The organism is Halorubrum aidingense JCM 13560 (genome assembly GCF_000336995.1).
Classification (GTDB): Archaea; Halobacteriota; Halobacteria; order Halobacteriales; family Haloferacaceae; genus Halorubrum; species Halorubrum aidingense.
In genome coordinates this window covers 45518-72505 of the sequence record NZ_AOJI01000032.1, presented here as the reverse complement: position 1 = coordinate 72505, position 26988 = coordinate 45518, and the positions used below count along the sequence as shown (strand labels likewise).

The window sequence follows — 26988 nt, the reverse complement described above, 5'->3', positions numbered from 1 at the left end:
ACTCAGTGGTGCTCAGTGGTGCTCAGGGACAGTCGGCGGTGTCCAGCGCGTGAGAGAAACTGAACGCTCTCGGGCGTTGAAAGGACGAACGACACGCCCGTGCCGGGAAAAGGTGGCACGAGCGTGCGTTCGATAGGTCCCCGCTGACGCTTCGGCCCTCCAAGCGAAGCGTCAGGTGAGATCAGCGGCGGAATCCACTTAAGCGTGCCGGGGGCGGCAGCGTTGTCGTGTTAGAACGCGGCAAAATGGTCTTGATACCGGGACGGCCGGGACGCGGTCAGCGGCCCGGCGATCGACGCGTTATCGGATTGCCGGGTGGTCGTCGCGGATCCCGGACTGGCCGGCGCCGAGCAGCCGTTCCCGGAGGGTGCGTCCTCCACTCCCCCCGTGATCGCCGCGACCGGTGGCGGGCGCCGCGTCCGGATCGGGAACGAGCCCGCGCTCGCGCAGTTCGGGGACGACGAGGTCGACGAAGTCCGTCAGCGAGTCGGGGCGGACCACTTCCTTGACGTTGAAGCCGTGGACGCCGACCGTCTCGTGCCAGTACTGGAGCTCGTCGGCGACCTGTTCGGGAGTCCCGACGATCGTCGGCGACGTGGTGCCGAGCCCACAGAACTCCGCGACCTCGCGGACGGTCCACTCCCGGTCCGGCTGGGCCTTCGTGAACGCGTTCATGGTTCCCTGGATCGCGTCCGTCTCGATGTGTTCGACCTTCTGGTCGGGGTCCAACTCGGACAGGTCCATGTCGAGGAAGCCGGAGAGGAGCGCGAGCGTCGCCTCGACGTCGACGTGAGATTTGTACGCCTCGTGTTTCGCCTCGGCGGCCGCCTCGGTCTCGCCGACGACCGGCACGACGCCGATGAAGAACCTGAGGCTCTCGGGGTCGCGACCGTGGTCGGCCGCCCGCGATTTCACGTCCGCCATGTACTCGCGGACGCCCGATTCGGTGGGCTGGCTGGCGAAGACGGCCTCGGCGTTCGCGGCCGCGAACTCCCGCCCGCGGTCCGAGGAGCCGGCCTGATAAACCACGGGCGTCCGCTGTGGCGACGGTTCACAGCCGTGCGGGCCGGGCACGGAGAAGTGCTCGCCCTCGTGGTCGATCGCGTGCACCTTTTCGGGGTCGGTGTACCGCCCGGCCTCGCGGTCGACTTCGACGGCATCGTCCTCCCAGGAGTCCTCCCAGAGCGCGTAACAGACGTCGAGGAACTCGTCCGCGCGGTCGTACCGCGTCTCCTTGTCCATCCGCTCGTCGAGTCCGAGGTTCTCGGCCGCCGACTGGAGGTACGACGTGACGACGTTGATCGCGATCCGCCCGTCGGTGAGGTGATCGAGCGTGGAGAACTCCCGTGCGAGCTGGTACGGGTGGGTGTACGTCGTCGAGCGCGTCACCGCGAAGCCGAGGTCGTCCGTGACCTCGGCCATGGCGGGAACGACGAGCTGCGGGTCGCTCGCCGGCGTCTGGACCGCCTTCTCGACGGCCGTGTCGCGGTCGTCGCCGTACACGTCGTAGATCCCGCGGACGTCGGCGAAGAACACCGCGTCGAAGCCCCCGCGCTCGGCCGTGCGGGCGACCTCGGTCCAGTACTCGCGGTCGGTGTACGCCGGCGACCGATCGCCGGGATACGTCCACGACCCCGGCGAGACGTGCTCGACGGAGGCCATGGTAAAGAGATTGAGATGCAGGTGGTCGGCCATGGATCCGATAGGCGATTCGCGGGTAATACCCCACAGAAAGGGGCGTCACTTGACGGCGTCGCGGACGCCAGACGCGGGGGATAACGAGGGGAGCGCAGGGCAGAAAAATCAGAGCGGAACGGAAGCGGAGCGGAACGGAGGTGGAGCGGAACGGAAGCGGAGCGGAACGGAAGCGGAGCGGAAGCGGAGCGGGAAATCTTACGGGGCGGTCGTTTCGGGCGAGGAAACGTACGCGGCGAAGTCCGAGGTCGTGATGATTCCGATCGGGGTGTCGCCGTCGACGACGGGGACGTGGTGGATGCCGTGTTCGATCATCGTGGCGGCGACCGTGGAGACCGACTCCTGTGCGGTCGTCGTGATCGGGTCCGGAGTCATGTACCGCTCCACGGTCGTCTCCGCTTTCGGCTGGCTTTTCGCGACGATGTCGACGAAGTCGGTCGTGGTGAGGATGCCGACGAGGTCGCCGTCGTCGTCGACGACCAGCGCGGAGCTGATGTCGTTGTCGAGGAGGACCGCCGCCGCGTCCTCGACCAGGGTGTCGGGCGTCACGGTGTGGAGTTCGCTCGTCATCAGTCGCGCGACGAACACGTCTTCGATCTCGTCCATACCCGTACGTTCCGCCGTCGATGTATAAAGCGTTGCCACGCGGATCGAGGGGGTTAGCGGAACCGCGAGAGCCCCGACTGCCGGCGCGGACCGTCGCCGTCCGGCTCGGCCACCCACGCGGTCCGCTCGTCGCGGAGGCGGGCGAGATCGCTCGCAGGGTCATCGTCGCGGTCGCTTGCCAACTCGTCGCGGTCGGTCAGGGGGTCGTAAGCGTCACAGCTCGCACCGCAGTCGCGTCCGGGATCGACGACCCGGTCGAACTGCGCGCAGCGCGGCCGGCCGTCGGGGGTCGCCGTCGCGTGCGCGCAGTCGGGAAGCGACGGGCGCCACCCCTTGCCGTACGCGCGCTCGGCGATCCGCCGTCGTTTCCGCGCCTTCGCGTCGGGACCGACGAGCGCCACGTCGGTCCGAAGCGGTCGCTCGTCGCGGATCTCGACGCCCGGCGCCGCCGGGTCGAGCGGCGCCGGCTCCCGGACGACCTCGCGGTCGCCGGTCTCTGGGTCGAACCGCCAGACGCCGACCGCGTCGGGGATGCGGTTGAGGTGCGCGCGGGTGACGTAGGAGGCGGTCGCGAGCACGACCGCGTCGAACAGTCCGAGCGCGGCGTCGTATCGCAGTTGGGCCTCCAACTCGCCGGGCGTACCGAGGTCGGGCTTGTTCTCGATCGCGGTCAGCGAGCCAACCCAGTCGTCGGGGTAGCGGGCGGTGGCGCGCACGACCGGTCGGCCGGCGCGGCGCTCGCGTTCGAGGTAACCGACCTCGACCGCGCGGTCGACGACGGCCGCGGCGCGATCGGCGGGGAGGTCGAAGGCGTCGGCGACGGGAACCGCCGCGCCCGGCCCCACGGCGGCCTCGATCGCGGGGTCGGGGATCCGGCTCGGGGTGATCGCCGCGCGGCGGTCGAAGCCGGGACCCGGCGCCAGCACGCAGACGTCGACGATCCGCCCGCCCGGGTTCGTGATCCCCGCGCCGAGCTGGCGGGCGACGACGCGGTCGGGGGATTCGAGCGCCGCACACAGTGCCAGCTCGAACCGAAACTCCATGGGGAAGGGTAGGGAGGCGGCGAGTAAAGCGCATCGGCGGGCAGCGAGACGATTCGGACCGGCGAGGCGTCCGGGACGAAGAGGGCCCGACGGGAGCGTCGCGGGCGAAACCGGTATTCGTCGGCGGCGCCAACGAAGTCCATGCGCCCGGTCACCCGGAATCTCCTCGTCGCCATCGGGCTGATCGTCGTCGCCCTGCTCGCGTTAGGGGCCCTGCCGAGCTATCTCGGCACCGGCGATCCGTACTACCTCACCGCTGAACCGATCGAGACCGAGGAGCCGACCGCTGACGTGAACAACGTCACCGACCGACGGTACCCGTTCATGATGGGTGCGCTCACGGCCGACGACGGCCGCTCTGAAGGGGACCAGATGGGGCCGTACGGAATGAAAGAGTGGTTCACGCACACGCCGTTCGACGAGGTGGACGCGCTCACACAGCGGGTCCCGGAAGCCGCCGAGGGCGACGGCGTCCGCGTGAGCTACGAGGGCGAGGCGTACTACCTCGAGGTGGAACAGCCGTGAGCGACGACGAGCCGTCCGCAAGCGACGATGCCCCTGACGCCCCCGGCGCCTCCAACCCCGACGCCGCCTCCGACGTCCCCAACGCCGTCACCGACCTCCGCGACCTCCCCGCGTTCTCGGACGGGCGCCGCCACTCGCTGCCCGGCGAACCGGAGTGGCCGGTGCGGGAGGTCGCCGTCGAGTACGACCCCGGCTGGTTCGTCGGCGGGTACGACCGCGTCGAGCAGCCGGACGGCACGGAGAAGAAGTACTACTGGGCGGAGCTGCCGCCGGCGACAGTCGTGATCGCGGTCGCCGACGACGCGGTGCTGTTCGTCGAGCAGTACCGGCCGACCGTGCGAAACACCCAACTGGAACTCCCCGCCGGGATCGTCGAGGCGGGCGAGTCGTACACCGCGGCCGGCGCCCGCGAACTCGCCGAGGAAACCGGCTTCGCGCCGTCGTCGACGTCGCTGCTGCAGGAGGTGTGGTGTTCGACCGGCGTGTTGCGACACAAGCGCGGGTACGTGTTCGCGGAGGGGTTAGAGCCGGTCGAGGCCGACACCGACAGCAACGAGTTCCTCGTTCCGCGAGCGGTGCCGATCGACGAAGCGCTGGCGATCGCGCGGGCCCCACCGACGAACGACGCGACGCTGGAGGGCCTGCTGTTGGCCGCCCACGAGGGCTATTTATAACGAGAGCGTCGTTCGCAGCGAGAGCGTCGTTCGCGGCGGTCTCGCAGCGAACGCCTCCACCTCGTCGCCGGCGTCGGCCTCGGTCTCGGACCGCCGATCGGTTATTTACTCTTTGCCGTCGGATCTCACGGCGTGTTCCCCCTGCAAGCCGGTCTCGATCCGTTCACGGCCCTCCTCGGTACGGCGGTCGGCGTCGCGTTCGTCGGCGCCGCCGTCGGAATCGCGTTCGTCGTGTACCGCGACGCGGCCGCGCGCGGCCTCGGCAGGGGCGCGCGGCTCCTCGTGAGCGTCGGCGCGGCGCTGTTCGCGGTCCCGGTTCTCGTGGCGTACGCGGTGTACGCCCCTCGCCTCGGCGACCGCGCGACGCCCGCGACCCGCGGTGAGCGGGTCATCGGGTGGCTCAGCGCCAGCCTGCTGTTCGGGATCATCGGCGGAGCGGTGCTCTCGCCGCCGGACCCGACGGCGCAGCTCGGCGGCGCCGCGACGCTGTTCGTCGCGTTCGCGGTCATCTTCTACGTCCCGACGTTCCGCCGCGGGCCGCTCGTCCCCGACGAGTGAGAAGAGCGAGTCGCGCGGCCGCGAAACCCGACGAACGTCCAGTTCGCCGCGCCGACGGGGAGGTATTAGTCGCACCGGTCCCTGTCTCCGTACATGAGCCAGTCTCCGGACCAGTCGGTGTTGCTGTCGGACGATCCCCCGCTCGACCTCCGCTTCTCCGAGTCGGAGCTGGAGGCGGCGCGCGAGCGCATCGTCGCGTTCATCGCCGACCTCGTCGACGACGCGGGCGCCGAAGGAGCCGTGCTCGGCCTCTCGGGAGGGATCGATTCGACGCTGACCGCTTACCTTGCCGTCGAGGCGCTCGGCGAGGACGGGCTCCACGGGATCACCATGCCCGCCGCGGTGAACGATCCGGACGTGATGAGCGACGCCGAGCGCGTCGCCCGCGAACTGGGGATCGAATACGACGTGGTCGAGATCCAGCCGATCGCGGAGTCGTTCTTCGACGCGTTCCCGGCGGCCGCCGACGACCGCATGGCGGCGGGGAACGTGTACGTCCGGACCCGGGCCGTTTTGAACTACTTCGTCGCCAACGCCGAGAACCGTATCGTCCTCGGGACGGGCAACCGGGCGGAGGCCATGACCGGGTACTTCACGAAGTACGGCGACCAGGCCGTCGACTGCAACCCGATCGGGAACCTATATAAACAGCAGGTCCGCCAACTGGCCGCCCACGTCGGCGTGCCCCGTGACCTCGTCATGCAGGAACCGACCGCCGGCATGTGGGAGGGGCAGACCGACGCCGCGGAGATGGGGCTCGACTACGACACCGTCGACGCGATCCTCGCGGTCCACGTCGACGGGGGCCTCTCGCGGGCGGCGACGGTCCGCGAACTCGACGTGCCGGCCGAGGCGGTCGACCGGGTCGTCGAACTGGTCGAGGGCAGCACCCACAAGCGGGCGATGCCGCCGGCTCCGGAGCGGTAATCCGACAGAGCCGAGACTTGGACGCGATCCCGGGACCGAAGCGCGAAAAACGGCAATCAGGCGTCGTGCGCCCGTTGTCTGGTGACTTCTGCGATACCGGCGTTCGCCGAGCAGTTGGGGCACGCGTGGATCCGGCCACGGGCGTCCGAGAACACGCGGACGAACCCCTCCGAGACGTGCGCGTTGCAGTGTTCACACGTCGGCATTCCGGGTGAACACCTCCTGTGAAATGGGGTTGTAGGTCATGGTGGGTCTGTGCGGGTGAGAGTTGGTGACGAGTACCTAAGTGGGCTTTCCGAACTCAGTCCAAAATTCCCCCAAAAATCGCCGACCCGGGGGGCGAAGCGAGGAACCAAATGGGGCTGAAAAACGGGTCGGAAAATCGGGTCGGAAAAGCGGGACGTCGCGGGAGTCAGAACGCTCGGAGCGCTTCGAGCACCGCCTGTGCCGAGCCGTCCTCGATCGCGTCGCGGGCCATCTCCAGGCCGGCCTCGATGGAATCCGCGTCCTCGCGGGCGTAGATCCGGAGCGCGGCGTTGACCGCGACCGCGTCCGCGAACGCGTCGGTGCGCTCGCCGGCGAGCACCGCCTCGGTGATGCGCGCCGAGTCGACCGCGACGTCGTCGACCGCGAGGTCCGCCTCTTCGACGTCCATGCCGTAGTCTGCGGTCTCGATTTCGAAGTCGTCGAACGCGGGTTCGCCGTCGCCGCCGTCGGCGTCCCATTCGGCGACCTTGGTGTAGCCGGGGCGCACGTCGTCGTACCCCTCCATTCCCTGGAACATCAGGACGCGGTCGAGGTCGTGGAACTCGCTTTCGACGAACGTGTCGACGACCTTCTTCGCGAACGCGAGGTGGTAGAAGGAGCCGAGGTGGACGGCGGCGCCGGCGGGGTTCGCCAGCGTCTCGATCGTGTTGACGAACGTCCGGACGCCCATCTGGTCGCGGCGGTCGAACAGGTCGTCGATCGCGGGGTTGAACGCGGGCTGGTAGTAGAAGCCGAAGCCGGTCTCGTCGACCATGTCGGCGGAGTCACCGGGCGTCAGCTCCGTGTGGACGCCCAGTTCGTCGAGGACGTGTTTGTACGCGTCCTGCTTCTGCGTGGGGACGCGGTCGCCGGAGTGGACGACGACGGGGGTGCCCGCGGCGGCCGCGACGACGCCCGCCGCGACGCCGAGGATCGCGGACCGTCCCTTCCCGTCGTAGTTCGCGCCGCAGTCGACGGGGTCGGCGTCGGGTTCGGCGTACTCGACGCGCTCGCACATCACGTCGACGTACGCGCCCAGCTCCTCGGGGACGTTTCGCTTCCAGCGGTTCGCGAGCCAGAACGCCCCGAGCGTCGTCGGGTCGGGCTCGTCCGCGAGGATGCGCTCGAACGCCTCTGTCGCCTGCGCGCGCGTCAGGTCGTCGGCCGACTTGTGACCGGAGCCGCAGACCTCGGTCATCAGCCGCTTGAGGGGCCACTCGCCGAACTCCTGGGTCGCCTGAGCCATGTCCGCCGTTCGGGTCCTCGGACGAAAAGTCCCTCGCTCGGCTCCCGTGCGATGAGAACGGGCCGGCCGAGTCACCGCCGCGCGACGCGAGCGGGACTGATGACGCTCACCGACGAGCGGCGACGCGCGCGAGCGACGACACCGGCGATCCGGACGGCTCGCGCCGATTCCGTGGTAGTCGATCGCACAGTATAAATAGACGAATGTTTCTTTTTAACCCCTAATAAGTTAGATACACCGCACCTACTCGCCGAGAGATTTTGTAACTGCCCCCAAACGCCGTTAGAGTTATATGTTCGTCCACCTAGTGACGAATTGTTCCCGATGACGTCCAAATCCGTGGCGACCGCACTGACGCTGTATCGTGCCCGTACGCTGACGCTCGAACAGGCCGCGACCGTGGGCGGCTGTTCGACGGCGCAGTTGGAAGCGAGCGCGCGGGCGTTCGCGCCGACCCCCGGCGAGTCCCCCCGCGACGACTGATCGCGATCCGACGAACGGTCCGACCGCGTGCCGGGTGAGTGACCCCTTCCGCTGACGAATTCGCCCGCTCCGGATGCCAGCTCGTCGCTCTCCGAAACCCGTACGTACGCGCGACACCTTCTCCGTGGTATGAGTCTGGACGCCGACTGGCGGGCCGGGATCGACGCGGTCGACGCCGCGCTCATCGACGAGTACCAGAGCGGCTTCCCCGTCGAGCCGCGCCCGTTCGAGCGGGTCGCCCGCGAGATCGCGGCCGAGACGGGCGTCGAGGTCGACGCCGACGCGGTTCTCGAGCGCGTCCGCGACCTTCGCGAACAGGGCGTGTTTCGGCGGTTCGGCGCGGTGCTCAATCCGCCGGTCATCGGCTCCTCGACGCTGGCGGCCGTGCGGGCGCCCGAAGAGCGGTTCGACGAGATCGCCGAGGTCATCAACGGCTACCGACAGGTGAACCACAACTACCGTCGCGATCACGAGTGGAACCAGTGGTTCGTCGTTACCGCCGGCTCCCGGGAGCGGCGCGACGCGATCCTCGCGGAGATCGAGGACCGAACCGGCTGCGAGGTGCTGAATCTCCCGATGCTCACGGACTACTACATCGACTTGGAGTTTCCCGTGGTGAACGGGGATCGCTTCGCGCGGGAATCTCTGGAATCGACCGACGTCTCCGCCACCCGCATCTCCGAGGACGCCCGCGGGGACCTGAGCGCGCTGGAGGCCGACCTCCTCTTGGCGATCCAGGACGGCTTCCCGCTGTCGGCGACCCCCTACGCCGACGTGGCCGCGGAGATCGGTGCCCCCGTCGACGACGTGCTCGCGGCGGTCGAGCGCCTGCTCGCCGACGGCTGTATCAAGCGGATCGGCTGCGTCGTCAACCACATCGTCACCGGGTTCACGAGCAACTGTATGGTCGTCTGGAACGTGCCGGACGACGAGTTGGACGAGCGGGGCGAGGCGGTCGGGAGCCTCCCGTACGTCACGCTGTGTTACCACCGTCCGCGCCGGCCCGAACAGGAGTGGGAGTACAACCTGTTCACGATGATCCACGGCCGCGAGGCCGACGCCGTCGACGCGAAGATCGACGAGTTGGCGGCCGAACNGGCCCGAACAGGAGTGGGAGTACAACCTGTTCACGATGATCCACGGCCGCGAGGCCGACGCCGTCGACGCGAAGATCGACGAGTTGGCGGCCGAACACCTCCCGTTCGAGCACGAGCGGCTCTACTCGACGGAGACGCTGAAACAGACCGGCGCGCAGTACGAGTCGCTCGTCGCCGACGAGGAGTAATCGAAAAGCGCGGCGGATCGACGCCGACTCAGTCGTCGGCCGGTGCGACCGCGTCGCCCGTGGCCGACGGGGTCGCATCGTTCGATTCGGTGGGGCCGAGTCCGCGACGAGCGTCGAGATGATCGAGCGCGTCGGCGCCCGCGACCGCGACGACGACGAAGCCGACCTTCGAGACGACGTCGAGGTAGACGAACACGAGCATCTCCGTCGATCCGGTCAACAGCCCGAGTCCGGTCGGCGCGAGCACCCAGACGACGGGGTACAGCGTCCAGAGCACCACCGTGATGTTCCGGAGCGTCCCGAAGACGGCGCGGACGCGGTCCGCCTCGGTCGACGCCGACCGCGGCAGGGAAACGAGCAGGCCGTACACGAGCGCGACGTACGCGACGGCCGCCGTCCCGAACAGCGCCCACGAGAGCGCGCCGGTCGTGGCGACGGCGGCGACACCCCCGGCGATGATCACGAGGTCGACCGCGATCAGTCCGAGCAGCACTCGGCGAGGCGGGCGTGCGAGCAGTCCGAGGTACAACAGGAGCAGCGGCGTCGTCACGAGCCAGTCGACGTACCGCGCGATTTCGAGGTCGCCGCCGGGCGTCGACAACACGCCGAAGCCGAGCGCCATCGCGAGGTACGCGAGCGCCGCCACACCGGTGACACCGGCGAGGGTGGCGTAGTACCGCGCGTGCGACCGCTCTGCCGGTCGGGAGAGCCACGTCCACAGCGACGGGAGCGTCCCGGCGCCCATGGCGACGACGCCGATCCACGCCCACACCGACACGTCGGTGAGCATCTCAGTTCACCCCCTCGTCGTCGGCGGCGCCGTGGGTCGGAGCGTCGCCGGCGGTACGGTCGGCGGTACGGTCGGCGGCGTCGGTGGCGGGGTCTCCGGCGCGGTCAAACCGAAACGCCGAATCGTCCGTCCCGCCGTCCGAGATCGCGGGCGCGGCCTCGGCGGTCGAGCGGTCCGGACCCGCGAGCGTCGCTTCGTCGGCCGCGAACTCGAAGCCGCCGACCGCGTCTCGGAGCGCGCGAGCGCGGTCCGACAGCGACTCCGCCGCGGTCTCGACCGCCCCGAGCGTCCGCTCCTGCTCGTCGACCGCGCCGGTGACGTCGCCGGCGGCGCTCGCGGTCTGGGCGCTGATCGCGGAGACGTCCTCGACGTGGCCGACGACGGCGTCGACGGAATCGGCCTGCGTCTCCGTCGCGCGGGTGATCTCGGTCATGCTCGTGTCGGTCCGCTCGGAGGCCTCCGCAAGTCGTTCGAGCGCGTCGATCGACGTCTCGACCGTCTCGACCCCGGCGGAGATACGCTTTTCCGTCCGTTCCATGGCGTCCGCACCGGTCTCGGCGCGCTCTTGTACCGCGTGGATGCGCGCTTCGATCTCGCCGGCCGACTCCTGGGTCTCCTCGGCAAGCGACTTCACCTCCTCGGCGACGACCGCGAAGCCGGCGCCGTCGGCGCCCGACCGCGCCGCCTCGATGGAGGCGTTGAGCGCGAGCAGGTTCGTCTGCTCGGCGATCTCCGAGATGGTGTCGACGACCTCGCCGATCTCTTCGACCTCCGCGGCGAGCGCCTCGACCTCCGCGGTCGTCTCGGCGGTCGTCTCCTCGACGGCGTCCATCTCCGCGAGCGCCTCTTCGGCCGCCTCGCGGCCCTCCTCGCCGACCGCCGCGGCGTGCTCGGCCGTCTCGGCGACGTCGGTGACGGTCGAGGCGACCTCTTCCGCGGACGACGCGAGGTTCTCCGCCTCGTCGGTCGCGCCCCGCAGGTCGTCGCGCTGCGTGCGGGCGCCCTGCGCGATCTCCTCGACCGCCTCCGAGACGGTCCCGGTCGTCGCCCGGAGGTTCTCGGTGCGGTCGTCGACGGTGCCCGCGACGTCGGCGGTGTCCTCGGCGACGGTCGCGACGGAGGCGACGGTCCCCTCGAGTTCGTCGGCCATCTCGTTGAACGCGGCGCCGACGCGAGCCATCGCGTCGCTCTCGCAGTCGGGGTCGACCCGGCGCGTCAGGTCGCCGTCGGCGAGCGACCGCATCGCCGACTCGTACTCGTTCGCCTTTCGCTCGACCGTCTCTGCGCGTCCGGTCGCCTCGCGTCGCGCCCGCTCCGCCTCCTCGCGGGCGGCTTGGGCCTCGTCGATCTGCGTCCGAAGCGAGCCGCGCATGGCGTCGAACGCCTCGAACAGCCGTCCGATCTCGTCGGTCCGCCCCGTTTCGAGCGTCACGTCGAGGTCGCCGTCGGCCATCCGCTCGGCCTTCGTCGTGAGCTGTCGCAGGGAGATGACGGTGTTCGAGCCGACGGTGACGCCGATGAGCGCGAGCCCGATCACCGTCAGCAGCGTCATCCCGATGAGCCCCGATCGGAGCTCCGCGCCCGCGGCACCGAGCCCGTCCGCGCGGAGGTAGACGACGACGCCGTATGAAACTGAGATCCCCATGACGCCGACGAGCGACAGCGCGAGCTTCGCGCCGTAACTCGATCGAACGCTAGAGAACGGTCCCTCTTGCATAGTGTATCGATTTCCACGGATCGGCGCAGGATAATAACTGGTACCCGAATATTACCCGTGATAACGGGGTGGAACGAGACGAAACGGGCCCGGCGCAGGCCGGGGACGATCGCAACGGGGCGACGACCACGCGTCGCTGGCGAGGTCCGTGTGCTTGATGGAGAATAGTGGATGACGTCAGGTGGCCGAACCGGCGATCGGGTCCGTGACCGGATCAGTTAGCCGAGGAGGTACCGAGTCCAGGGGTACCGCTCGACGAGGGGCTGACCGCCGACCTCGTACTGCTCGACGTAGGCGTCGAGCCCGAGGATCCGCCCGGCGCCGAAGGCGGCGACCGAGAGGAACACGAGCATGTACGCGAAGTCGCCGTTGATGTAGCCGTGCGAGATGTCCCAGTTCCCGAGGTAAAACAGGAGCATCATGAACGCGCCCCAGAACGCGGCGAGCCGCGTGAGGAGCCCGACGATCACGCCGAGCCCGATGAACAGCTCGCCCCACGGCACCGCGACGTTCACGAAGTCGACGAACGCCGCGCTCTCGCCCATGGCGGCGAACAGGCCGGCCGCCGGGCTGCCGTTCGCGGCGGGCGCGTTCTGGAGGTACCCCACGGCGCTGAACTCGCCGCTGAGGACCTTCTCGAGACCGCTCTGGAAGAACGCCAGTCCGATCATCAGCCGCAGCGCGAGAATGAACCACACGCTGAGCGTGTGAAGCCTTCCTTCCACCGAAACGCCGCCGATCGTACTTCGTAGCGCAACTTCTCGTGTAGACATACGTCCACCGACTCCTCACCCATATATAAATAAGGAGCAGGATTCTCGGGGTTCGAATGGGTACGTGCGGGCGACAACGGCCACCGCGACGGATCGGACCGGTACGTTGAGGTGGGTGCCGATCCCAGTTGACGTATGTCCGACACGTTCGATCGGCTCGGGTACGGGACGTACAAACTGGCCGACGGCGAGGAGTGCACGGCCGGCGTCGCGCACGCGATCGAGACGGGGTACCGGCACGTCGACACCGCCCAGGGGTACGACAACGAGGCGTCGGTGGCCGCCGGGATCGACCGGACGGACGTCGATCGCGAGGACCTGTTCGTCGCGACGAAGCTCTCGACGGACAACCTCTCGTACGACGACGCGGTCGCGACGGCGAAGGCGAGCCGCGACCGACTCGGCGTCGACTCGCTCGACCTGCTGTACGTCCACTGGCCGATCAACACGTACGACCCGGAAGAGACCCTCCCTGCGCTCGACGACCTCGTCGACGACGGCGTGGCCGACCGAATCGGACTCTCGAACTTCGAGCCGGACCAGCTGACCGAGGCGATCGACCGGCTCGACCACGACGTGTTCGCCCACCAGGTCGAGTGTCACCCGCTGCTCCAGCAGCGTGAACTGCGCGAGCGCGCGGTCGAGGACGACCACTGGCTGGTCGCCTACTCCCCCATCGCGCGCAACCGCGTCGCAGACGTGGACGCGCTGCGGGAGATCGCGGCGAAACACGACGCGAGCCCGGCGCAGGTGAGCCTCGCGTGGCTGCTCTCGAAGGACCGAGTGGCGCCGATTCCGAAGGCGGCGAGCGCCGACCACGTCGCGGAGAACTGGGCGGCCCGCGACCTCGAACTCGACGACGCGGACGTCGAGCGGATCGACGGCCTCGATCGGGGCGAGCGCGTCGTCGACTTTGAGGAAGCCCCGTGGAACCGGGCGTGAACCGTCGTCGCCGCGCGGAGGATATATAGCCGTACAGAGGCGTGTAGGGCGCTATACCACCCACATAGTCGGTTTTAGGGGGGATCGGACCGATCGTGGAACCGTGACCGCATCCCAAACCGATCCCCGCGGCCGGCCGACGCTGCTCGCCGCGACGCCGAGCGCCGAGCGTGTGGGCGAGTGGCTCCGAACGCTCGCGATTCTCGCCGGGATGATAACGCTGCTCGTCGGGCTGTTCGCGGCGGAGCTGATCGGGCGCCTGTGAGGGGCGTATCGCCGATCCGGGGCGACGTCCGGCGACAGCGGCGGCGATGACGACGGCGACGACGGCGACGTCCGGCGACAGCGGCGACGATGACAACGACGACGGCGGCGGAGATATTCGATCGGGGTGGAACTGAACGCCCAGTCGCGGCAGAGGCGAGAGCCACACCCCGAGCCCGCCGGTTTCACTTTCGCTTTCGGGCACGTTTTTAAAAGGCGTCGGAACGACGGTTCGGGTATGGCCCAGTCCACGTTCAACGACGACGACCTGTTCGGCGAGGCGGCGGAAGAGACCCGCGCGGAGGTCGAAGAGCACCTGGCGGCCGCTCGCGCGGAGCTTCCCGACCCGGACGCGGTGTGGGAGACGGACGCGGACAACGTCCTCGGCGCGCTCAACGGTCTGAAGTCCGCGCTCGACGTCGGCGACGCGCTCGACAGCGTCCGCTCGGCGAAGAAAGCGTACGTGCTCGGCGAGCGCGCCGACGCCTTCGAGGACGCCGACGATTTAAAAGCCGAGATCGAGGACCTGGAGTCGCTCGTCGCCGACATCGAGGGGGCCGCAGAGGAGGTCGCCTCGCTCACCGGCACCGTCCCGGCGATCCGCGGCGCGCTTCAGGACGCGGTGGACGACGAAGATAATGGCGACAACAGCGACGACGAGTAGGACGGCCTCTTTTAAGGTATTTAAGACCGCTTCCGATCGACGACGGCGCCGGCCAACTCCGCGAGCGCGTCGCTCGCGAGGTCAAGCAGTTCGGCGCCGCGCTCGGCGTCACCCGCCGTGGGATCACCGACCACCCCGTTCTCGGTGAACTCGTGGGAGTCGTGCGCGAGGTTCACGCCGGCGACCCACTCGCCCCATCGGTCGGCGGCGCCCGCGGCGGCCTCGTCGATCCGGTCTTCGCGCACGCGGTCCGGGTTCGTCGCGCGCAACAGCGCCGTCTCCAGCGGGCCGGCGTGGCCCATGTCGCTCGCGTGCTCGCCGACCGCGTCGAACCAGGTGAACGCGACCGCGTAGCCGTCGTGGTCGGGGTCCCGCGAGAACCGGCGGGCGACCTCCGCGAGCGCCTCCACGTTGCCGCCGTGGCCGTTGACGAACACGACCCGGTCGATCCCGTGGTGCGGCAGCGACGCGGCCGCCTCGCGGACGTACGCCCGGAAGGCGTCCGGCGAGACCCACATCGTCCCGTCGAACGCGCGGTGCTCCTCGGCGACGCCGATCGGGATCGGCGGGGCGATCGCGACCGCACCTCCGCCGGTTTCGCCCCGCTCGTCGGCGGCGGTGTCGGGCGTGTCGGCGGCGGCACCGGCCCCCGTCTCGTAGGCCTCCGCGCCCGCCTCGGCGACGGCGACCGCGTCGAGCGTGTCCGTGCCGAGCGGGGCGTGCGGGCCGTGCTGTTCGGTGCTGCCGACGGGGACGAACGCGACGTCGACGTCGGCGTCGCGCACGTCGGTCCAGGTTGCGTCCGCGAGGTGCATACCGGCCCGACGGTGGCACAACCCCTATAGCCGACGGTCCGCGGCTGTCTCTTATACACATCTCTGAGCGGGCTGGCANACGAGCAGGCCCGGGCGTACGGGGTGACGTTCGGGCCGTTGAAACGGGCGCTCCGGGAGCACCAGTACCCGGTGACCGCCGCGGAGCTGATCGAGCAGTACGGCGGGTTCGAACTCGCGACCGCGGCCGGCAGCGAGCGGTTGGAGTCGGCGCTCGAAGAGTGCTCGACGTCGACGTTCACCGAACCGTGGGAGGTCCGAGACGCGATCTTACGCGGGCTCGGCGACGACGCTGTCGTGGGATATCACGGAGACCCGGACGACAACCGGGGCAGCGACTCCGACGAGACGGGCGACGACTCCGACGGCGACGAAACCGAAGCCACGACGATCGACGCCGCCGGCGACTGGAGCCAGCTGTCGGGCTGAGACCGCTGGCCGCCGGAATCCGGGAGCGTCGTCCGTACCGAGTCAGTCGTCGTCGCTCTCGGCGTCCTCGATCAGCTGCGCGGTGCGCTCTTGGGCGCGGTCGATGAACTCCTGTGGGAGCTCGTCGATCTCGCCGGCCTGCACACCCCAGAGGTGACCGTAGAGTCCGTCGTTGTCGAGCAGTTCCGCGTGGGTCCCGCGCTCGGCGATCTCGCCGCCCTCCAGCACGAGGATCGTGTCGGCGTCCTTGATAGTCGAGAGGCGGTGCGCGATGGCGAACGTCGTGCGGTCCTCGGTGAGCCGATCGAGCGAGCGCTGGATCAGCATCTCCGTCTCCGTGTCGACGTCGGAGGTCGCCTCGTCGAGGATGAGGATGTTGGGGTCTTTCAGCACGGCCCGCGCGATGGTGACCCGCTGGCGCTGCCCGCCGGAGAGCTTGACGCCGCGCTCGCCGACCATCGTGTCGTACCCGTCGGGGAGGTTCTCGATGAACTCGTGGGCCTCCGCCGCGCGGGCGGCCTCGCGGACCGCCTCGTCCGTGGCGTCGAAGGTGCCGTAGGTGATGTTCTCGCGGACGGTGCCGTAAAACAGGTACGAGGACTGGCCGACGTAGCCGATGGACTGGCGGAGCGACTTGAGCGTCACGTCGCGGACGTCCTGTCCGTCGATCCGGATCTCGCCGTCGTCGACGTCGTACATCCGGAGCAGCAGTTTGAGGACGGTCGACTTGCCGGCGCCGGTGGGGCCGACGAGCGCGAGCGTCTCGCCGCCCGCGACGGTGAAGTCGATGCCGGAGACGATCGTCTCCTCGTCGTACCCGAAGCTGACGTCGTCGTAGACGACCTCGCCGTCGCCGACGACCAGCTCCTCGGCGTCGGGGTCCTCGGCGAGTCGCGAGGGCTCGTCCATGAGCCCGAAGATCCGTGCGGACGAGGCGCGGGCGCGCTGGTACATGTTGATTATCTGCCCGAACTGCGCCATGGGCCAAATGAACCGCTGCGTGTAGAGGATGAAGACGACGAACATCCCGACCGAGAGGTCGCCGGTGAACGGTCCCGGCGGGGCGTCCTGAAACACCCAGAGCCCGCCGACGACGAAGGTGAACACGAAACCGATGCCGGCGAGCACGCGGAGCGCCGGGAAGAACTTGATGCGGGTGCGAATCGCGTCCCAGTTGGCGTCGAAGTAGTCCATCGAGACGTCGTCGACGCGGTCCGACTCGTACGGCTCGGTGTTCGACGACTTGATCACCTGGATGCCGCCGAGGTTGTTCTCCAGCCGGGAGTTCATCTTCCCGACCGAGGAGCGCACCTCGGCGTACTTCGGCTGGATGATCTTGATGAACATGTAGGTGAACCCGGCGATGACCGGTACGGGCAGCAGCGCGACTAAGGCGAGCTGCCAGTTGATCCAGAACAGCAGGACGCCGATACCGACGACCATCACGGAGAGGCGGAACAGCGAGTTCATCCCGTCGTTTAAGAACCGTTCGAGTCGGTTCACGTCGTTCGAGAGGATGGACATCATCTCGCCCGTCTGCTTGTCGGAGAAGAACTCCATGTTCAGCCGCTGCATCTTGTCGTAGGTGTCGGTCCGCACGTCGTGTTGGATGTGCTGGGCGAACGAGTTGAACCCCCAGTTGCGGACCCAGTGGAACCCCGCGCCGATGCCGAACGCGCCGCCGATGACGGCGACGGTGAACCAGAACTGCTCGGTCTGTCCGGTCGGGAGCCACGCGTCCGGGAGGAGCACGAGGGGAATCTGTTCGCTGAACAGCGCGTCCTCGTAGAACACCGCGTCGATGGCGATCCCGAGCATGAGCGGGGGGAGGAGATCGAGGAGGCGCGCGAAGACGCTGGCGACGATACCGACGGAGACCTGTGGGAGGTAGTCGCGACCGTACGCGAGGAACAGCCGCTTCATCGGGTTATCGATTTTGTCCCGCTGCTCCTCGAAGGGATCGTCGTCTTCCCACTCGACGCTACTCATTGCCGTTCCTATCGGACAGCGCCGCAAATAGGTTTCCTTCGAACCGAAACATATCGGCGTAAATCACCGGTATCGGGCGGTTTAGACGGCGATCACGGGGGATCACGGGCTATCAGATCTCGCGACGCTCGACGCTCGCATCGACGTCGGCGGCGGCGAGGTCCTCGCGGATCCGCCGTCGAAGCGGGTCGGGGACGGTCCGGCGCGGAACCGGGGCCGCCGTTCCGGCTTCCGGGGTGTCGTCGGCCGAGGACGGGGACGTCGATCCGGGCGTTTCGGGGACAGTCCAGTAGAGGACGAGACCGGGCCCCGCGTAGAACTCCACCGCGAATCGGTCGCCGCCGCCGTCGTAGTGGACGCGCGCCGCGTCGCCCTCGGCGCGCCATCCCTCCTGTCGAACGAGCGCGGCGATGGAGTCGTGCATAGTCGGGTTCGGCGCGCCGGCCACATGTCGGCTTCGACCGCAATCGGCGCTGCGCGACGACGCCTCGAAAGGAGTTTATCACCGCCGGACGCAGGACGGGTATGTCCCTTCGCGTCACCTTCCTCGGGACCGGCGGCGCCGTCCCGACCACCGAGCGCGCGCCGAGCGCACTGTTCGTCAACCGCGAGGGCGACCGCCTCCTCTTCGACTGCGGCGAGGGGACCCAGCGCGGCATGATGCGGTACGGCACCGGGTTCGGCATCGACCACCTGTTCGTCTCGCACCTCCACGGCGACCACGTACTCGGGATCCCGGGGCTGGTCCAGACGCTCGGGTTCAACGACCGCGCGGAGCCGCTGACGATCCACTGTCCCCCGGGGACCGCCGACGACCTCCACGAGCTCGTGCACGCGGTCGGCCACGACCCCGCCTTCCACGTCCGGATCGAGCCCGTCGCGCCCGGCGAGGTCGCCCTCGACGCCGACGGCTACGCGGTCCGCGCCTTCGAGACGACACACCGGACCAAATCACAGGGGTACGTCCTCGACGAGGCGGACCGTCCCGGCCGGTTCGACCGCCCCAAAGCCGAGGAGCTCGGGGTCCCCGTCGGCCCGAAGTTCGGCCGGCTGCACGCGGGCGAGCCGGTCGAGGCCGAGGACGGAACGGTCGTCGAGCCGGAACAGGTCGTCGGCCCGGCGCGGCCGGGTCGGAAGCTGGTGTACACCGCCGATACGCGTCCGCGCCAGCGGACCGTCGAGGTCGCCGAGAACGCGGACCTCCTCGTCCACGACGCCACGTTCGCCGACGACATGGCCGACCGCGCCCGCGACACGGCGCACTCGACGGGCCGCGAGGCGGGTGAGATCGCCGCGCGAGCGGACGCGAAACGGCTCGCGCTCGTCCACGTCTCCTCCCGGTACGCCGGCGACGCCTCGCCCATTCTGCGGGAGGCGCGGGCGGCGTTCGACGGCGAGTGTCTGCTCCCCGACGACGGCACGCTCGTCGACGTGCCGTTTCCGGACGCCGAGGAGTGATCGAAGACCCCGGCGGCGGGGGATTATTCACGATCGAAAAGCGCTTTTACCGGCGCGTGAGCGCTCCTGACGAGGGTTTTTGCGTATCGAGCCCCTATCGATCGCGAGAGCCAATGTCCGCCTCACAACCGACCCAAACCGAGACCGAGGGCGATCCCGACGCGACGGACCGATTCGACGCGGCCCGGGAGCGCTTCGACCGGATCGACCGCGAGATCACGCGGCAGATGAACCGGCTCGGGATCCCCGTCCTCCGCGTCGCGCTCGGGATCGTGTTCATCTGGTTCGGCGGGCTGAAGGTTGTCGGCGGAAGCCCGGCCGCCGAACTCGTCGCCGCGACGGTGTACGTGGTGCCGGCCGAGGTGTTCGTTCCGATCCTCGGCGTCTGGGAGGTGCTCATCGGGCTGTGTCTGCTGTACCGGCCGCTCATCAGGGTCGGGATCCTGCTGTTGTTCCTCCAGATGCCCGGCACCTTCCTGCCGGTCGTCCTCCTGCCGGAGGTCGTGTTCGTCACGTTCCCGCACGAACTGACTGTCGAGGGGCAGTACATCATCAAGAACCTCGTGATCATCGGCGCCGCGCTCGTCGTCGGCGGGACCGTTCGCGAAGACGCCGGCGAGGCCGGGCCCGAGGACGCCACAGAGCCCGTGCGCACGGACGTCAACGACGCTGTGCGCGCGAACGGAGACGAGACCGTTCGCGAGGCCGACGACGAGACCGTCCGCGAGGACGCCGAGGAGATCGTCCGCGAGGACGCCGAGGAGATCGTCCGCGAGGACGCCAAGGAGTAGACGGGAGAGCAAGCCGCGGCGCCCGAACGACGGCTCGTGCCGGGAAACCTTGATAGGTCACCGCGTCGACCCCTCGCGTATGTCCGACGACTGCATTTTCTGTTCGATCGTCGACGGGGAGATCCCGGCCCGGATCGTTCACGAGACCGACGACGTGGTGGCCTTCCTCGACGCCAACCCGCTCGCGCGCGGACACACGCTCGTCATTCCCAAGACACATGCCCAGCACGTCGGCGACCTCGACGACGACCTCGCGGCCGCCCTGTTCGCGGCCGTGACCGAACTCACCCCGCACGTCCAGTCGACCGTCGGCGCCGACGGGGCGAATGTCGGCATCAACGACGGCGAGGCCGCCGGTCAGGAGGTCCCGCACGCGCACGTCCACATCATCCCGCGATTCGAGGGCGACGGCGGCGCGCCGCTACACGCGGTCGGCGGGGAGCGACCCGACCTGTCCGATGACGAACTCGACGCCGTCGCCGACGCGATAGCCGAGTGAGCGGCCGGCAGAGTACGACCATCGTTCGACAGCGTTAACCGCCAAACCGCGAGTAGCCGACCGTATGCACGCGACGACGCTCGCGCTCGTCGGGGCGACCGGCGGCGCGGGGACGACGCGAACCGCCGTCGAGCTGGCGGCGCTCGGCGCTCGCGACGGCCGCGACGTGGCCGTCGTCGACGCCGCGTTCACGACGCAGGGGCTCTCCGAGTACGTGACCGGTCGGATCGGCACGGATCTCACGACGCTTCTCACCGACGAGACCGGCGCATCGCTGTCGACGGCGACGTACCCGGTTGTCGGCGGAGACGACGCGGTCGAGCTACCCGGTCGGCTCGACGCGATCCCGGCCCGCGCGCCGTTCGAGCGGCTCGCGAGAGCGAAGACCGCGGAGGCTGCACAGAAGCTCGAACGCCGGATCGACGAGGCGGCGAGCGCCTACGACGCGGTGATCGTCGACACCGCTCCGGTCGGTTCCAACGAGGCGGTCGCGGCGGTCACGGCCGCCGACCGCGTGGAAGCGGTGCACCCGGCGACGCCGCACGGGCGGGACGCCCTCCAGCGGCTCCGCGGACGGATCGCCGACGTGGGCGGCAGTGTCGACGGGGCGATTGCGGTCGAAGGGGTCGGCGGCACCGAGGGCGCCGACGGCGACGCCGCTCGCCACGACGCCGATCCCGTTCTCCCGCCCGCCGAGCAGACGGGCGCGGGCGCTCCGGTCACGGCGACCGGGGGCGGAGCGTACGCGCAAGCGATAGCCGACGCGTACGCGACCGCGTTCGACACGGCGGTCGGGGTCGACTTCGACGAGTCGGGACTGATCGATCGGCTGGCGCCGTAGCGGACGCCGCGCGGTGGTCGACCGGATGAAGAGGCGGAGCGGTCGGTGACACGGGGGTCGGCAGATCGAATGGACCGTGAGAACGAAGAACGTCTGACGCGCCCGGAAGCGTGAACGCGCTCAGCGGAGCCCGTCGGGCGATCCGAGCGCGCCGCCGAGCGCCTCGTCGTCGCGGTCGCCGCGCCCGCCCCCGAGCGGTGCGGTACCGGCGACGTGCGCGTCGACGGCGTTGGCGACCGCGGGAACGGGATCGTGCGTCTCGACGTACGTCGCCAGCGCGAAGTCCGCGTCGTCGCCGCCGGAGAGCGCGACCGCCTCGCTACGCGCGATCCGACCGTCGAGCCAGTCGCGGACCACGCCGCGACGGCTCGGCGCGAGCGGGCAGATCCCTGAGACCCCGCAGCGGTGGAGCGCCTTCGCGCCGGTCATCGGCGCCACACCGGCCTCACGGGCGGCGTCGCCGATGCTCCGACCGGCGGTGTACGCGTCGACGAGCGTGGCCGTCGCCGCCGGCGTGCAGGGGAGGTCGTCGGCGTGCGACTCCAGCCGGTCGACGAGCGGCGTCTCCGTGTCGTCGGCGACGGCGACACCGCGGTCGCGCTGGCGCGACGTGACTTCGAGGCCGTCCGCGATCTCCGACAGCGTCATGCGAATAAGTCGCTTGTTCGACGTGTTAAAACCACCGTACTGCGCGGGGAAAACGGCCAAAATAACCGATCGGTAACCGGTCGGTTCGACGGTCCAGATCGGCGCGATCGACCCCCGATCCACCCGGGTTTAAGTAAGGTATCGGGCCCGAGTTCGATACGTGATGACCGAGGTACACCCGACCCGCGTCCGTTCGCACCGCACCGAGACGGCCGATCGAACCGAGACGGCCGATCGAACCGAAACGACCGACCGCACCGAAACGGCCGACCGCACTGAAACCGCCGACCGCACCGAAGAGACAGCGACCGTCGCCGTCGACGAGTGTCCCGAGTGCGGCGGTCGGACGCGGGTCGACTCGTCGGAGCGCGTCTGTACCGACTGCGGGCTCGTCGTCGACGCCGACCGGATCGACCACGGGCCCGAGTGGCGCTCGTTCGCGGACGACGACACGAATCCCAAACGCACGGGCGCGCCGCTAACGCGCTCTCGACACGACCGCGGACTGTCGACGGAGATCGGCAGGTCCACCCGCGTGAAGGGGCGCAAGCGCCGGCGGCTCGCCCGGATGCGGACCCAGCACAACCGGGCGCGGATCTCGACGAAGCGCGACCGCAACAAGGTGTACGCGTACACCGAGATCCGGCGGCTGACCGGTGCGCTCGGCCTCCCGAACAGCGTCCGCGACACGGCCTGCACGCTGTTCGACTCCGCGCAGGACGAGAGCCTGCTGCGCGGTCGGTCGCTGGAGGGGTTCGCGGCCGCCTGCGTCTACGTCGCCTGCCGCACCGCCGCCGTGGCGCGGACGGTGAGCGAGGTCTGCGACGCCGCGAAGGCGACGGAGGACGAACACCGGGCCGCCTTCGACGCGATGAACCGAGAGCTCGGACTCCCGATCGGTCCGACCGGGCCGGCAGAGTACCTCCCGCGCTTCGCGAGCGACCTCGACGTCGACGCCGATATCGAGCGTCGTGCGGGAGCGTTGGCCGACCGCGCCGTCGAGGAGGGGATCGCCAACGGTCGCAACCCGGTCGGGGTCGCCGCCGCCTGCCTGTACACCGCGGCCCGCGAACTGGACGCCGACTGCACCCAACGGGAGGCGGCCGACGTCGCCGACGTGACGCCGGTGACCGTCCGCCGGACGTACGTCGACCTGACAGCGGAGTGAGCGGCGGAATTCGCGGAGCGAACGGGACGAACGCGGACCGATGAACGCGGACCGATGAACGCCGATAAGTGAACACGAACGGACGAACGCAGATGAAAAGTACGGCCGTGTGGGACGCTACAACTCCGTTGCCACTTCCTTGCGTCCGGTGAGCGTCTCCGGAACGAGCCGGTAGAACGAGAAACTGAGATCCGCGGGGCGCTCGCCGAAGATGTCCACGAACGGGATCGTGACCCCTTCGAGTCCCGCGAGCGCTTCCGTGTCGGTCTCATCGCCCGTCGTCGGTTCGAGCGCCCCCTGCGCGACGACGCTGACGTAGCCGCCGATCGCTTCGTCCATCCCGTACGTGACGAACGTCACTAACCTGCCGTCCAGCTCGCCTTTCGACTCGGGAGGCAGATCCGCGATCCGGAAGTAGAAGGCGGTCTGAGCGGCGTTGTATCCGAACGAAACGGGGACGCTGTGCGGTGGCTCGTCGGACGGCGTCGACAGCGAAAGAACCCCGGTATCGACGCTGTTTAAGAACGCGTCTCTCTCCGAATCGCTCAGTTGAACCTTCTTTGGACCAGTCTCGACCATAGGCATATGTAGACAGTCAAATGACAAAAGCGAGGGGGTGGTCCGGGGTTCGAGCGTGGCGGCGTTCGTCTCGCTGTCGGTGGTTTATAAGCGATCGGGTGGACGCCGACGGGCCGGTGTCGGAAGAAACGACGGCGAGAACCGCCGTCCGTGACGCTCCGGGCGGCCGCGACGGTGTCAGCGGGGACCGCGGCGAGGGCCGCAGTGGACCGACGAGTCGAAGCCGTGGGAGGGCGGAGGGAGGAACCGCGGCCGCCCGGGCGTCACGCACTTGAATCGAGGCCCGGTCCGATATTCTACGTTCGCCGTGAACAGTCCGGACGAACCGTACAGTACGAACGGACTGACTGATCCGTGCTGAGCCGAGTGGCGGGCGAACGAGTGAGTCAGGTGCGAATGGGGGCCGGAGGTGCGAGGATCGTCCGAACGGGACGAAAGCGCGAGGGTCGGCTACGTCCCGCCGAGTTTGTGTTGGAACGCGAAGTACACCCGCCGGCCCGTCTCGGTGAGGTGGACCGAGTCCGATCGACCGACGTCTTCCAGTTCGACGTAACCGCGATCGAGCAGCGGACCGAGGACGTGCGTCTCCAGTGCGCGGTACTTCGCCGTCCGACTCTCGCCGGCCTCCCGGAGAAAGGCCAGTTCGCGACCGCGCGCCCACTCGATCAGGTTCCACTTGTCCGTCGTCAGGTGGTCGGCGGCGCGGTCGTGGAGGCGACCGAGCACCGCGACCTGGTCTGCGGTGGGCGCGTCCATCGGGTAGAGCGGGAGGTCGACGGTCCGTTCGACGCCGGTAGTGAGCGGTGCCTCGTCGAGGTCGTGACGGTGCGTCTCCGGCTCGACGCTGTACGGGCGCGCGCCGACGATCATACACGCCATCGCGACGCCGACGGCGGCGATCCGCGGGCCGGTAGAGACGTTCGCGAACAGGCGGTCGCCGTCGGGGTCGCCCGCGCCGTGGCGGGCGGCGATCGTCGTCGTCACGCCGAGCACGTCGTACACGTCCGCGAGTTCGACGGGGAGCGCCCGAACCGACGCGAACGACTCGATCGCCTCCCACACGTCGCGCTGGTAGTCCGCGAGCCGGTCGACGTCGACGCGAGTCTCCGTCGGATCCGCGGCGGCGGCCGCCTCGAAGTCGACGGCGCCGCGTGCGGCGTCGCGGTCCGGTTCGTCCGCCAGCAGGTAGACCACGTCGGCGCCGTGGCGACGGAGGGGGTCGACGATCCGGTCGTGTTCGTGTCCGAGCGGCGCGACGTGGACGCGGCGTTCGGCGACGCTGGGGACCGAGGTGTCCATACTGCCGTTGTCCGGGGCGGTCGCTTAAAAGGTGCGTAGCGGGCTCAGATCGGGGCGGAGGGATAGAGGGATGGAGGGACGAGGGATGGAGGGATGGAGGGACGAGGGATAGAGGGATGGAGCCGCTCGGCGACGTACTGCGTCGCTCGGGAGGGCTCCCGAGCGCCCGACACCGATCACGTGGCGTGGGGACGTGTCGCACGAAAACCGTTAAGCCCGGCTGCCGCCTACGAACGGGTATGAGCGCTGACCGGTCCGCGCTACGGCGGGCCATCGAGCGCGGTGAACGAGACGGCGGCGCGATCGAGTTCAAGGAGCGACTGACACGCGAGGTCCACTTGGCCGAGGGGCGCATGGAGTCGCTCGTGGCCCAACTCCGCCACCGCGTGCTCTCCGGCGACGGCGAGGCGACGTACGTCCTCGGTGTGACCGACGACGGCGGGCTCGCCGGGGTCGCCCCCGCGGCCTTCTCCGAGACCATGGACGTGCTTTCGCTACTTGCCGAGGAGGCGGACGCGCACATCGCCGACGTCGAGACGTGGAGCGCCGGCGGCGACGGAAACGGGAGCGAGGCGGGGCTCGTCGGGCTCGCCACGCTCCGCGAGGGCGGGCTGTTCGAGGCGGACGACGACCATCTCGTGGTCGGGACGGCCGGCCACGTCGACCACGGGAAGTCGACGCTCGTCGGCACGCTCGTCACGGGGCGGCGGGACGACGGCCAGGGCGGCACGCGCGGCTTCCTCGATGTCCAGCCTCACGAGGTCGAACGGGGGCTCTCCGCGGACCTCTCGTACGCCGTCTACGGGTTCGCGGACGACCGCGAGGAGCCGGTTCGGATGGACAACCCGCACCGGAAATCCGATCGCGCGCGCATCGTCGAGGAGGCCGACCGCCTCGTCTCGTTCGTCGACACGGTGGGTCACGAGCCGTGGCTCCGGACGACGATCCGGGGGCTCGTCGGTCAGAAGCTCGACTACGGGCTCCTCGTCGTCGCCGCGGACGACGGGCCGACCAAGACGACGCGAGAGCACCTCGGGATCCTGTTAGCGACGGAGCTGCCGACCATCGTCGCGATCACCAAGGCCGACGCCGTGAGCGACGACCGGGTCGCCGCGGTCGAACGCGAGATCGAGTCGACGCTCCGAGACGCCGGCCAAACGCCGCTGCTCGTCGACCGGCACGGCGTCGAGACGGCCGTCTCGGAGGTCGGCGACGGCATCGTCCCGCTCGTGCGCACCAGCGCGGTGTCGAAAGCGGGTATCGAGACCTTCGACCGGCTGTTCGAGGCGCTCCCGAAGCGGGCGACGCCCGAACGCGAGTCGTTCCGGATGTACATCGACCGCAGCTACAAGGTGACCGGCGTCGGGGCGGTCGCGTCCGGAACGGTCGATTCCGGCACCGTCGAGGCCGGCGACGAGCTGCTGCTGGGACCAATGGCCGACGGCTCGTTCCGCCCGGTCGAGGTCCGGTCGATCGAGATGCACTACCACCGCGTCGACAAGGCCACGGCCGGTCGGATCGTCGGCATCGCGTTGAAAGGCGTCGACGAGGCGGAAATCAAACGCGGGATGGCGCTCGTCCCGAGGGGGAGCGAGCCCGAGCCGGTCCGCGAGTTCGAAGCCGAGGTGATGGTCCTCAACCACCCGACCCGGATCGGTGAGGGATACGAGCCGGTCGTCCACGTCGAGACCGTTTCGGAAGCCGCCGTCTTCGCCCCCGAAGGCGGACAGCTGCTCCCCGGCGATACGGGCCGAACGCGAGTCCGGTTCAAGTTCCGCCCGTATCTGATCGAGGAGGGGCAGCGCTTCGTCTTCCGAGAGGGGTCGAGCAAGGGCGTGGGAACGGTCCGAGACACGACCCCGGACGCCGAGTAACGAGCGTCGCGGTCGGGTGGTGGGCGGTGGGCGTCGCAACCCTGTGGACATCGGTGGACATCGCGGTCACGACCGCGATACGTGACGAGGCCGATCAACTAGTGGACAGTTGTTCGAGAGTCAGAGGGGATGTTGCAGATCG

At 69.2% G+C, this 26988-nt stretch carries 28 protein-coding genes and 2 pseudogenes; 16 read left to right on the top strand and 14 right to left on the bottom strand.

The features are described 5' to 3' along the window. Nucleotides 1-300: 300 nt before the first annotated feature. From C461_RS13410 to C461_RS13400, 3 genes are all read right to left on the bottom strand, one after another. Nucleotides 301-1695, bottom strand: coding sequence for an NtaA/DmoA family FMN-dependent monooxygenase (locus tag C461_RS13410; protein WP_008002105.1), 1395 nt, complete (start codon nucleotides 1693-1695; stop codon nucleotides 301-303). A gap of 198 nt (nucleotides 1696-1893) precedes the next feature. Continuing rightward, nucleotides 1894-2301 (bottom strand): CBS domain-containing protein, encoded by a 408-nt coding sequence (locus C461_RS13405; RefSeq protein ID WP_008002102.1) that lies wholly within the window; start codon nucleotides 2299-2301, stop codon nucleotides 1894-1896. Between the two features lie 53 nt (nucleotides 2302-2354). Continuing rightward, nucleotides 2355-3344: a DUF5787 family protein gene (locus tag C461_RS13400; RefSeq protein WP_008002100.1), complete on the bottom strand. Its 990-nt coding sequence runs from the start codon at nucleotides 3342-3344 to the stop codon at nucleotides 2355-2357. A 141-nt stretch (nucleotides 3345-3485) separates the two neighbouring features. Between C461_RS13400 and C461_RS13395 the strand changes: the two genes are divergently transcribed. The 4 genes from C461_RS13395 (at nucleotide 3486) to C461_RS13380 (ending at nucleotide 6028) form a co-directional block, all read left to right on the top strand. Beyond that, nucleotides 3486-3869 (top strand): hypothetical protein, encoded by a 384-nt coding sequence (locus C461_RS13395; RefSeq protein ID WP_008002098.1) that lies wholly within the window; start codon nucleotides 3486-3488, stop codon nucleotides 3867-3869. Further along, entirely contained in the window at nucleotides 3866-4543 is a 678-nt protein-coding gene (locus tag C461_RS13390; protein WP_008002095.1) for an NUDIX hydrolase, read from the top strand. The genes C461_RS13395 and C461_RS13390 overlap by 4 nt, the downstream gene beginning before the upstream one ends. Nucleotides 4544-4675: 132 nt before the next feature. Further along, a complete protein-coding gene (locus C461_RS13385) occupies nucleotides 4676-5101 on the top strand; it encodes a hypothetical protein (RefSeq protein ID WP_008002094.1) in 426 nt (141 codons plus the stop codon). Between the two features lie 93 nt (nucleotides 5102-5194). Next, nucleotides 5195-6028 (top strand): NAD+ synthase, encoded by an 834-nt coding sequence (locus C461_RS13380; RefSeq protein WP_008002093.1) that lies wholly within the window; start codon nucleotides 5195-5197, stop codon nucleotides 6026-6028. A gap of 56 nt (nucleotides 6029-6084) precedes the next feature. On the opposite strand, the gene C461_RS15900 is transcribed toward C461_RS13380, so the two are convergent. Both C461_RS15900 and C461_RS13375 read right to left on the bottom strand, forming a co-directional pair. Continuing rightward, complete coding sequence (locus tag C461_RS15900; protein WP_008002092.1) at nucleotides 6085-6234, bottom strand: DUF7563 family protein; 150 nt, start codon at nucleotides 6232-6234, stop codon at nucleotides 6085-6087. A 206-nt stretch (nucleotides 6235-6440) separates the two neighbouring features. Next, nucleotides 6441-7520, bottom strand: a complete 1080-nt coding sequence (locus C461_RS13375) for an anthranilate phosphoribosyltransferase (protein WP_008002091.1) — start codon at nucleotides 7518-7520, stop codon at nucleotides 6441-6443. 324 nt (nucleotides 7521-7844) lie between these two features. Here C461_RS13375 and C461_RS15895 point away from each other — a divergent pair, with 324 nt between their 5' ends. Both C461_RS15895 and ahbB read left to right on the top strand, forming a co-directional pair. Beyond that, entirely contained in the window at nucleotides 7845-8003 is a 159-nt protein-coding gene (locus C461_RS15895) for a DUF7317 family protein (protein ID WP_169316537.1), read from the top strand. A gap of 129 nt (nucleotides 8004-8132) precedes the next feature. After that, nucleotides 8133-9288: pseudogene (gene ahbB, locus C461_RS13370) on the top strand (siroheme decarboxylase subunit beta). 28 nt (nucleotides 9289-9316) lie between these two features. Here ahbB and C461_RS13365 read toward each other — a convergent pair. From C461_RS13365 to C461_RS13355, 3 genes are all read right to left on the bottom strand, one after another. Beyond that, nucleotides 9317-10078 (bottom strand): bacteriorhodopsin, encoded by a 762-nt coding sequence (locus C461_RS13365; protein ID WP_008002089.1) that lies wholly within the window; start codon nucleotides 10076-10078, stop codon nucleotides 9317-9319. A 1-nt stretch (nucleotide 10079) separates the two neighbouring features. Continuing rightward, nucleotides 10080-11795 carry a methyl-accepting chemotaxis protein gene (locus tag C461_RS13360; protein ID WP_008002088.1) on the bottom strand — a complete coding sequence of 572 codons (1716 nt, stop codon included), beginning with the start codon at nucleotides 11793-11795 and terminating at the stop codon, nucleotides 10080-10082. A gap of 218 nt (nucleotides 11796-12013) precedes the next feature. Continuing rightward, a complete protein-coding gene (locus C461_RS13355) occupies nucleotides 12014-12568 on the bottom strand; it encodes a DoxX family protein (protein ID WP_049906679.1) in 555 nt (184 codons plus the stop codon). A 135-nt stretch (nucleotides 12569-12703) separates the two neighbouring features. Between C461_RS13355 and C461_RS13350 the strand changes: the two genes are divergently transcribed. The 3 genes from C461_RS13350 (at nucleotide 12704) to C461_RS13345 (ending at nucleotide 14438) form a co-directional block, all read left to right on the top strand. Beyond that, complete coding sequence (locus C461_RS13350) at nucleotides 12704-13510, top strand: aldo/keto reductase (protein ID WP_008002086.1); 807 nt, start codon at nucleotides 12704-12706, stop codon at nucleotides 13508-13510. A gap of 103 nt (nucleotides 13511-13613) precedes the next feature. After that, nucleotides 13614-13775 (top strand): hypothetical protein, encoded by a 162-nt coding sequence (locus tag C461_RS15890; protein WP_169316536.1) that lies wholly within the window; start codon nucleotides 13614-13616, stop codon nucleotides 13773-13775. Nucleotides 13776-14012: 237 nt separating this feature from the next. Beyond that, nucleotides 14013-14438, top strand: coding sequence for a DUF5790 family protein (locus C461_RS13345; protein ID WP_008002083.1), 426 nt, complete (start codon nucleotides 14013-14015; stop codon nucleotides 14436-14438). Between the two features lie 20 nt (nucleotides 14439-14458). Here the strand turns inward: C461_RS13345 and C461_RS13340 are convergent, their stop codons facing one another. Beyond that, nucleotides 14459-15253 carry a creatininase family protein gene (locus C461_RS13340; protein ID WP_008002082.1) on the bottom strand — a complete coding sequence of 265 codons (795 nt, stop codon included), beginning with the start codon at nucleotides 15251-15253 and terminating at the stop codon, nucleotides 14459-14461. A gap of 102 nt (nucleotides 15254-15355) precedes the next feature. Between C461_RS13340 and C461_RS13335 the strand changes: the two genes are divergently transcribed. Continuing rightward, complete coding sequence (locus C461_RS13335) at nucleotides 15356-15700, top strand: DUF5789 family protein (protein WP_008002080.1); 345 nt, start codon at nucleotides 15356-15358, stop codon at nucleotides 15698-15700. A gap of 42 nt (nucleotides 15701-15742) precedes the next feature. Here the strand turns inward: C461_RS13335 and C461_RS13330 are convergent, their stop codons facing one another. Then, a complete protein-coding gene (locus C461_RS13330; protein WP_008002079.1) occupies nucleotides 15743-17689 on the bottom strand; it encodes an ABC transporter ATP-binding protein in 1947 nt (648 codons plus the stop codon). 112 nt (nucleotides 17690-17801) lie between these two features. Then, the gene (locus C461_RS13325; protein ID WP_049906675.1) at nucleotides 17802-18113 is read right to left on the bottom strand and encodes a DUF7538 family protein; all 312 of its coding nucleotides are present in this window, start codon (nucleotides 18111-18113) and stop codon (nucleotides 17802-17804) included. 101 nt (nucleotides 18114-18214) lie between these two features. Here C461_RS13325 and rnz point away from each other — a divergent pair, with 101 nt between their 5' ends. The 4 genes and pseudogenes from rnz (at nucleotide 18215) to C461_RS13305 (ending at nucleotide 21278) form a co-directional block, all read left to right on the top strand. Continuing rightward, nucleotides 18215-19147, top strand: coding sequence for a ribonuclease Z (gene rnz, locus C461_RS13320; protein WP_008002077.1), 933 nt, complete (start codon nucleotides 18215-18217; stop codon nucleotides 19145-19147). A gap of 113 nt (nucleotides 19148-19260) precedes the next feature. Then, nucleotides 19261-19761, top strand: a pseudogene (locus C461_RS13315) (hypothetical protein); the annotation flags it as partial. Between the two features lie 256 nt (nucleotides 19762-20017). Next, the gene (locus C461_RS13310) at nucleotides 20018-20437 is read left to right on the top strand and encodes an HIT family protein (RefSeq protein WP_008002073.1); all 420 of its coding nucleotides are present in this window, start codon (nucleotides 20018-20020) and stop codon (nucleotides 20435-20437) included. 64 nt (nucleotides 20438-20501) lie between these two features. Then, nucleotides 20502-21278 carry an AAA family ATPase gene (locus C461_RS13305; RefSeq protein WP_008002071.1) on the top strand — a complete coding sequence of 259 codons (777 nt, stop codon included), beginning with the start codon at nucleotides 20502-20504 and terminating at the stop codon, nucleotides 21276-21278. Nucleotides 21279-21398: 120 nt separating this feature from the next. Here the strand turns inward: C461_RS13305 and C461_RS13300 are convergent, their stop codons facing one another. Next, nucleotides 21399-21926, bottom strand: coding sequence for a DUF7858 family protein (locus C461_RS13300; protein WP_049906673.1), 528 nt, complete (start codon nucleotides 21924-21926; stop codon nucleotides 21399-21401). A 163-nt stretch (nucleotides 21927-22089) separates the two neighbouring features. Here C461_RS13300 and C461_RS13295 point away from each other — a divergent pair, with 163 nt between their 5' ends. Beyond that, a complete protein-coding gene (locus tag C461_RS13295) occupies nucleotides 22090-23094 on the top strand; it encodes a transcription initiation factor IIB (protein ID WP_008002065.1) in 1005 nt (334 codons plus the stop codon). 117 nt (nucleotides 23095-23211) lie between these two features. Here C461_RS13295 and C461_RS13290 read toward each other — a convergent pair whose 3' ends face one another. Together C461_RS13290 and C461_RS13285 are read right to left on the bottom strand one after the other, a co-directional pair. Next, nucleotides 23212-23673: a pyridoxamine 5'-phosphate oxidase family protein gene (locus tag C461_RS13290; protein WP_008002062.1), complete on the bottom strand. Its 462-nt coding sequence runs from the start codon at nucleotides 23671-23673 to the stop codon at nucleotides 23212-23214. Between the two features lie 450 nt (nucleotides 23674-24123). Further along, nucleotides 24124-24972 (bottom strand): HFX_2341 family transcriptional regulator domain-containing protein, encoded by an 849-nt coding sequence (locus tag C461_RS13285; RefSeq protein WP_008002060.1) that lies wholly within the window; start codon nucleotides 24970-24972, stop codon nucleotides 24124-24126. Between the two features lie 239 nt (nucleotides 24973-25211). On the opposite strand from C461_RS13285, the gene C461_RS13280 reads away from it, so the two are divergent. Next, complete coding sequence (locus C461_RS13280) at nucleotides 25212-26846, top strand: GTPBP1 family GTP-binding protein (RefSeq protein WP_008002058.1); 1635 nt, start codon at nucleotides 25212-25214, stop codon at nucleotides 26844-26846. Nucleotides 26847-26988: the final 142 nt, after the last annotated feature.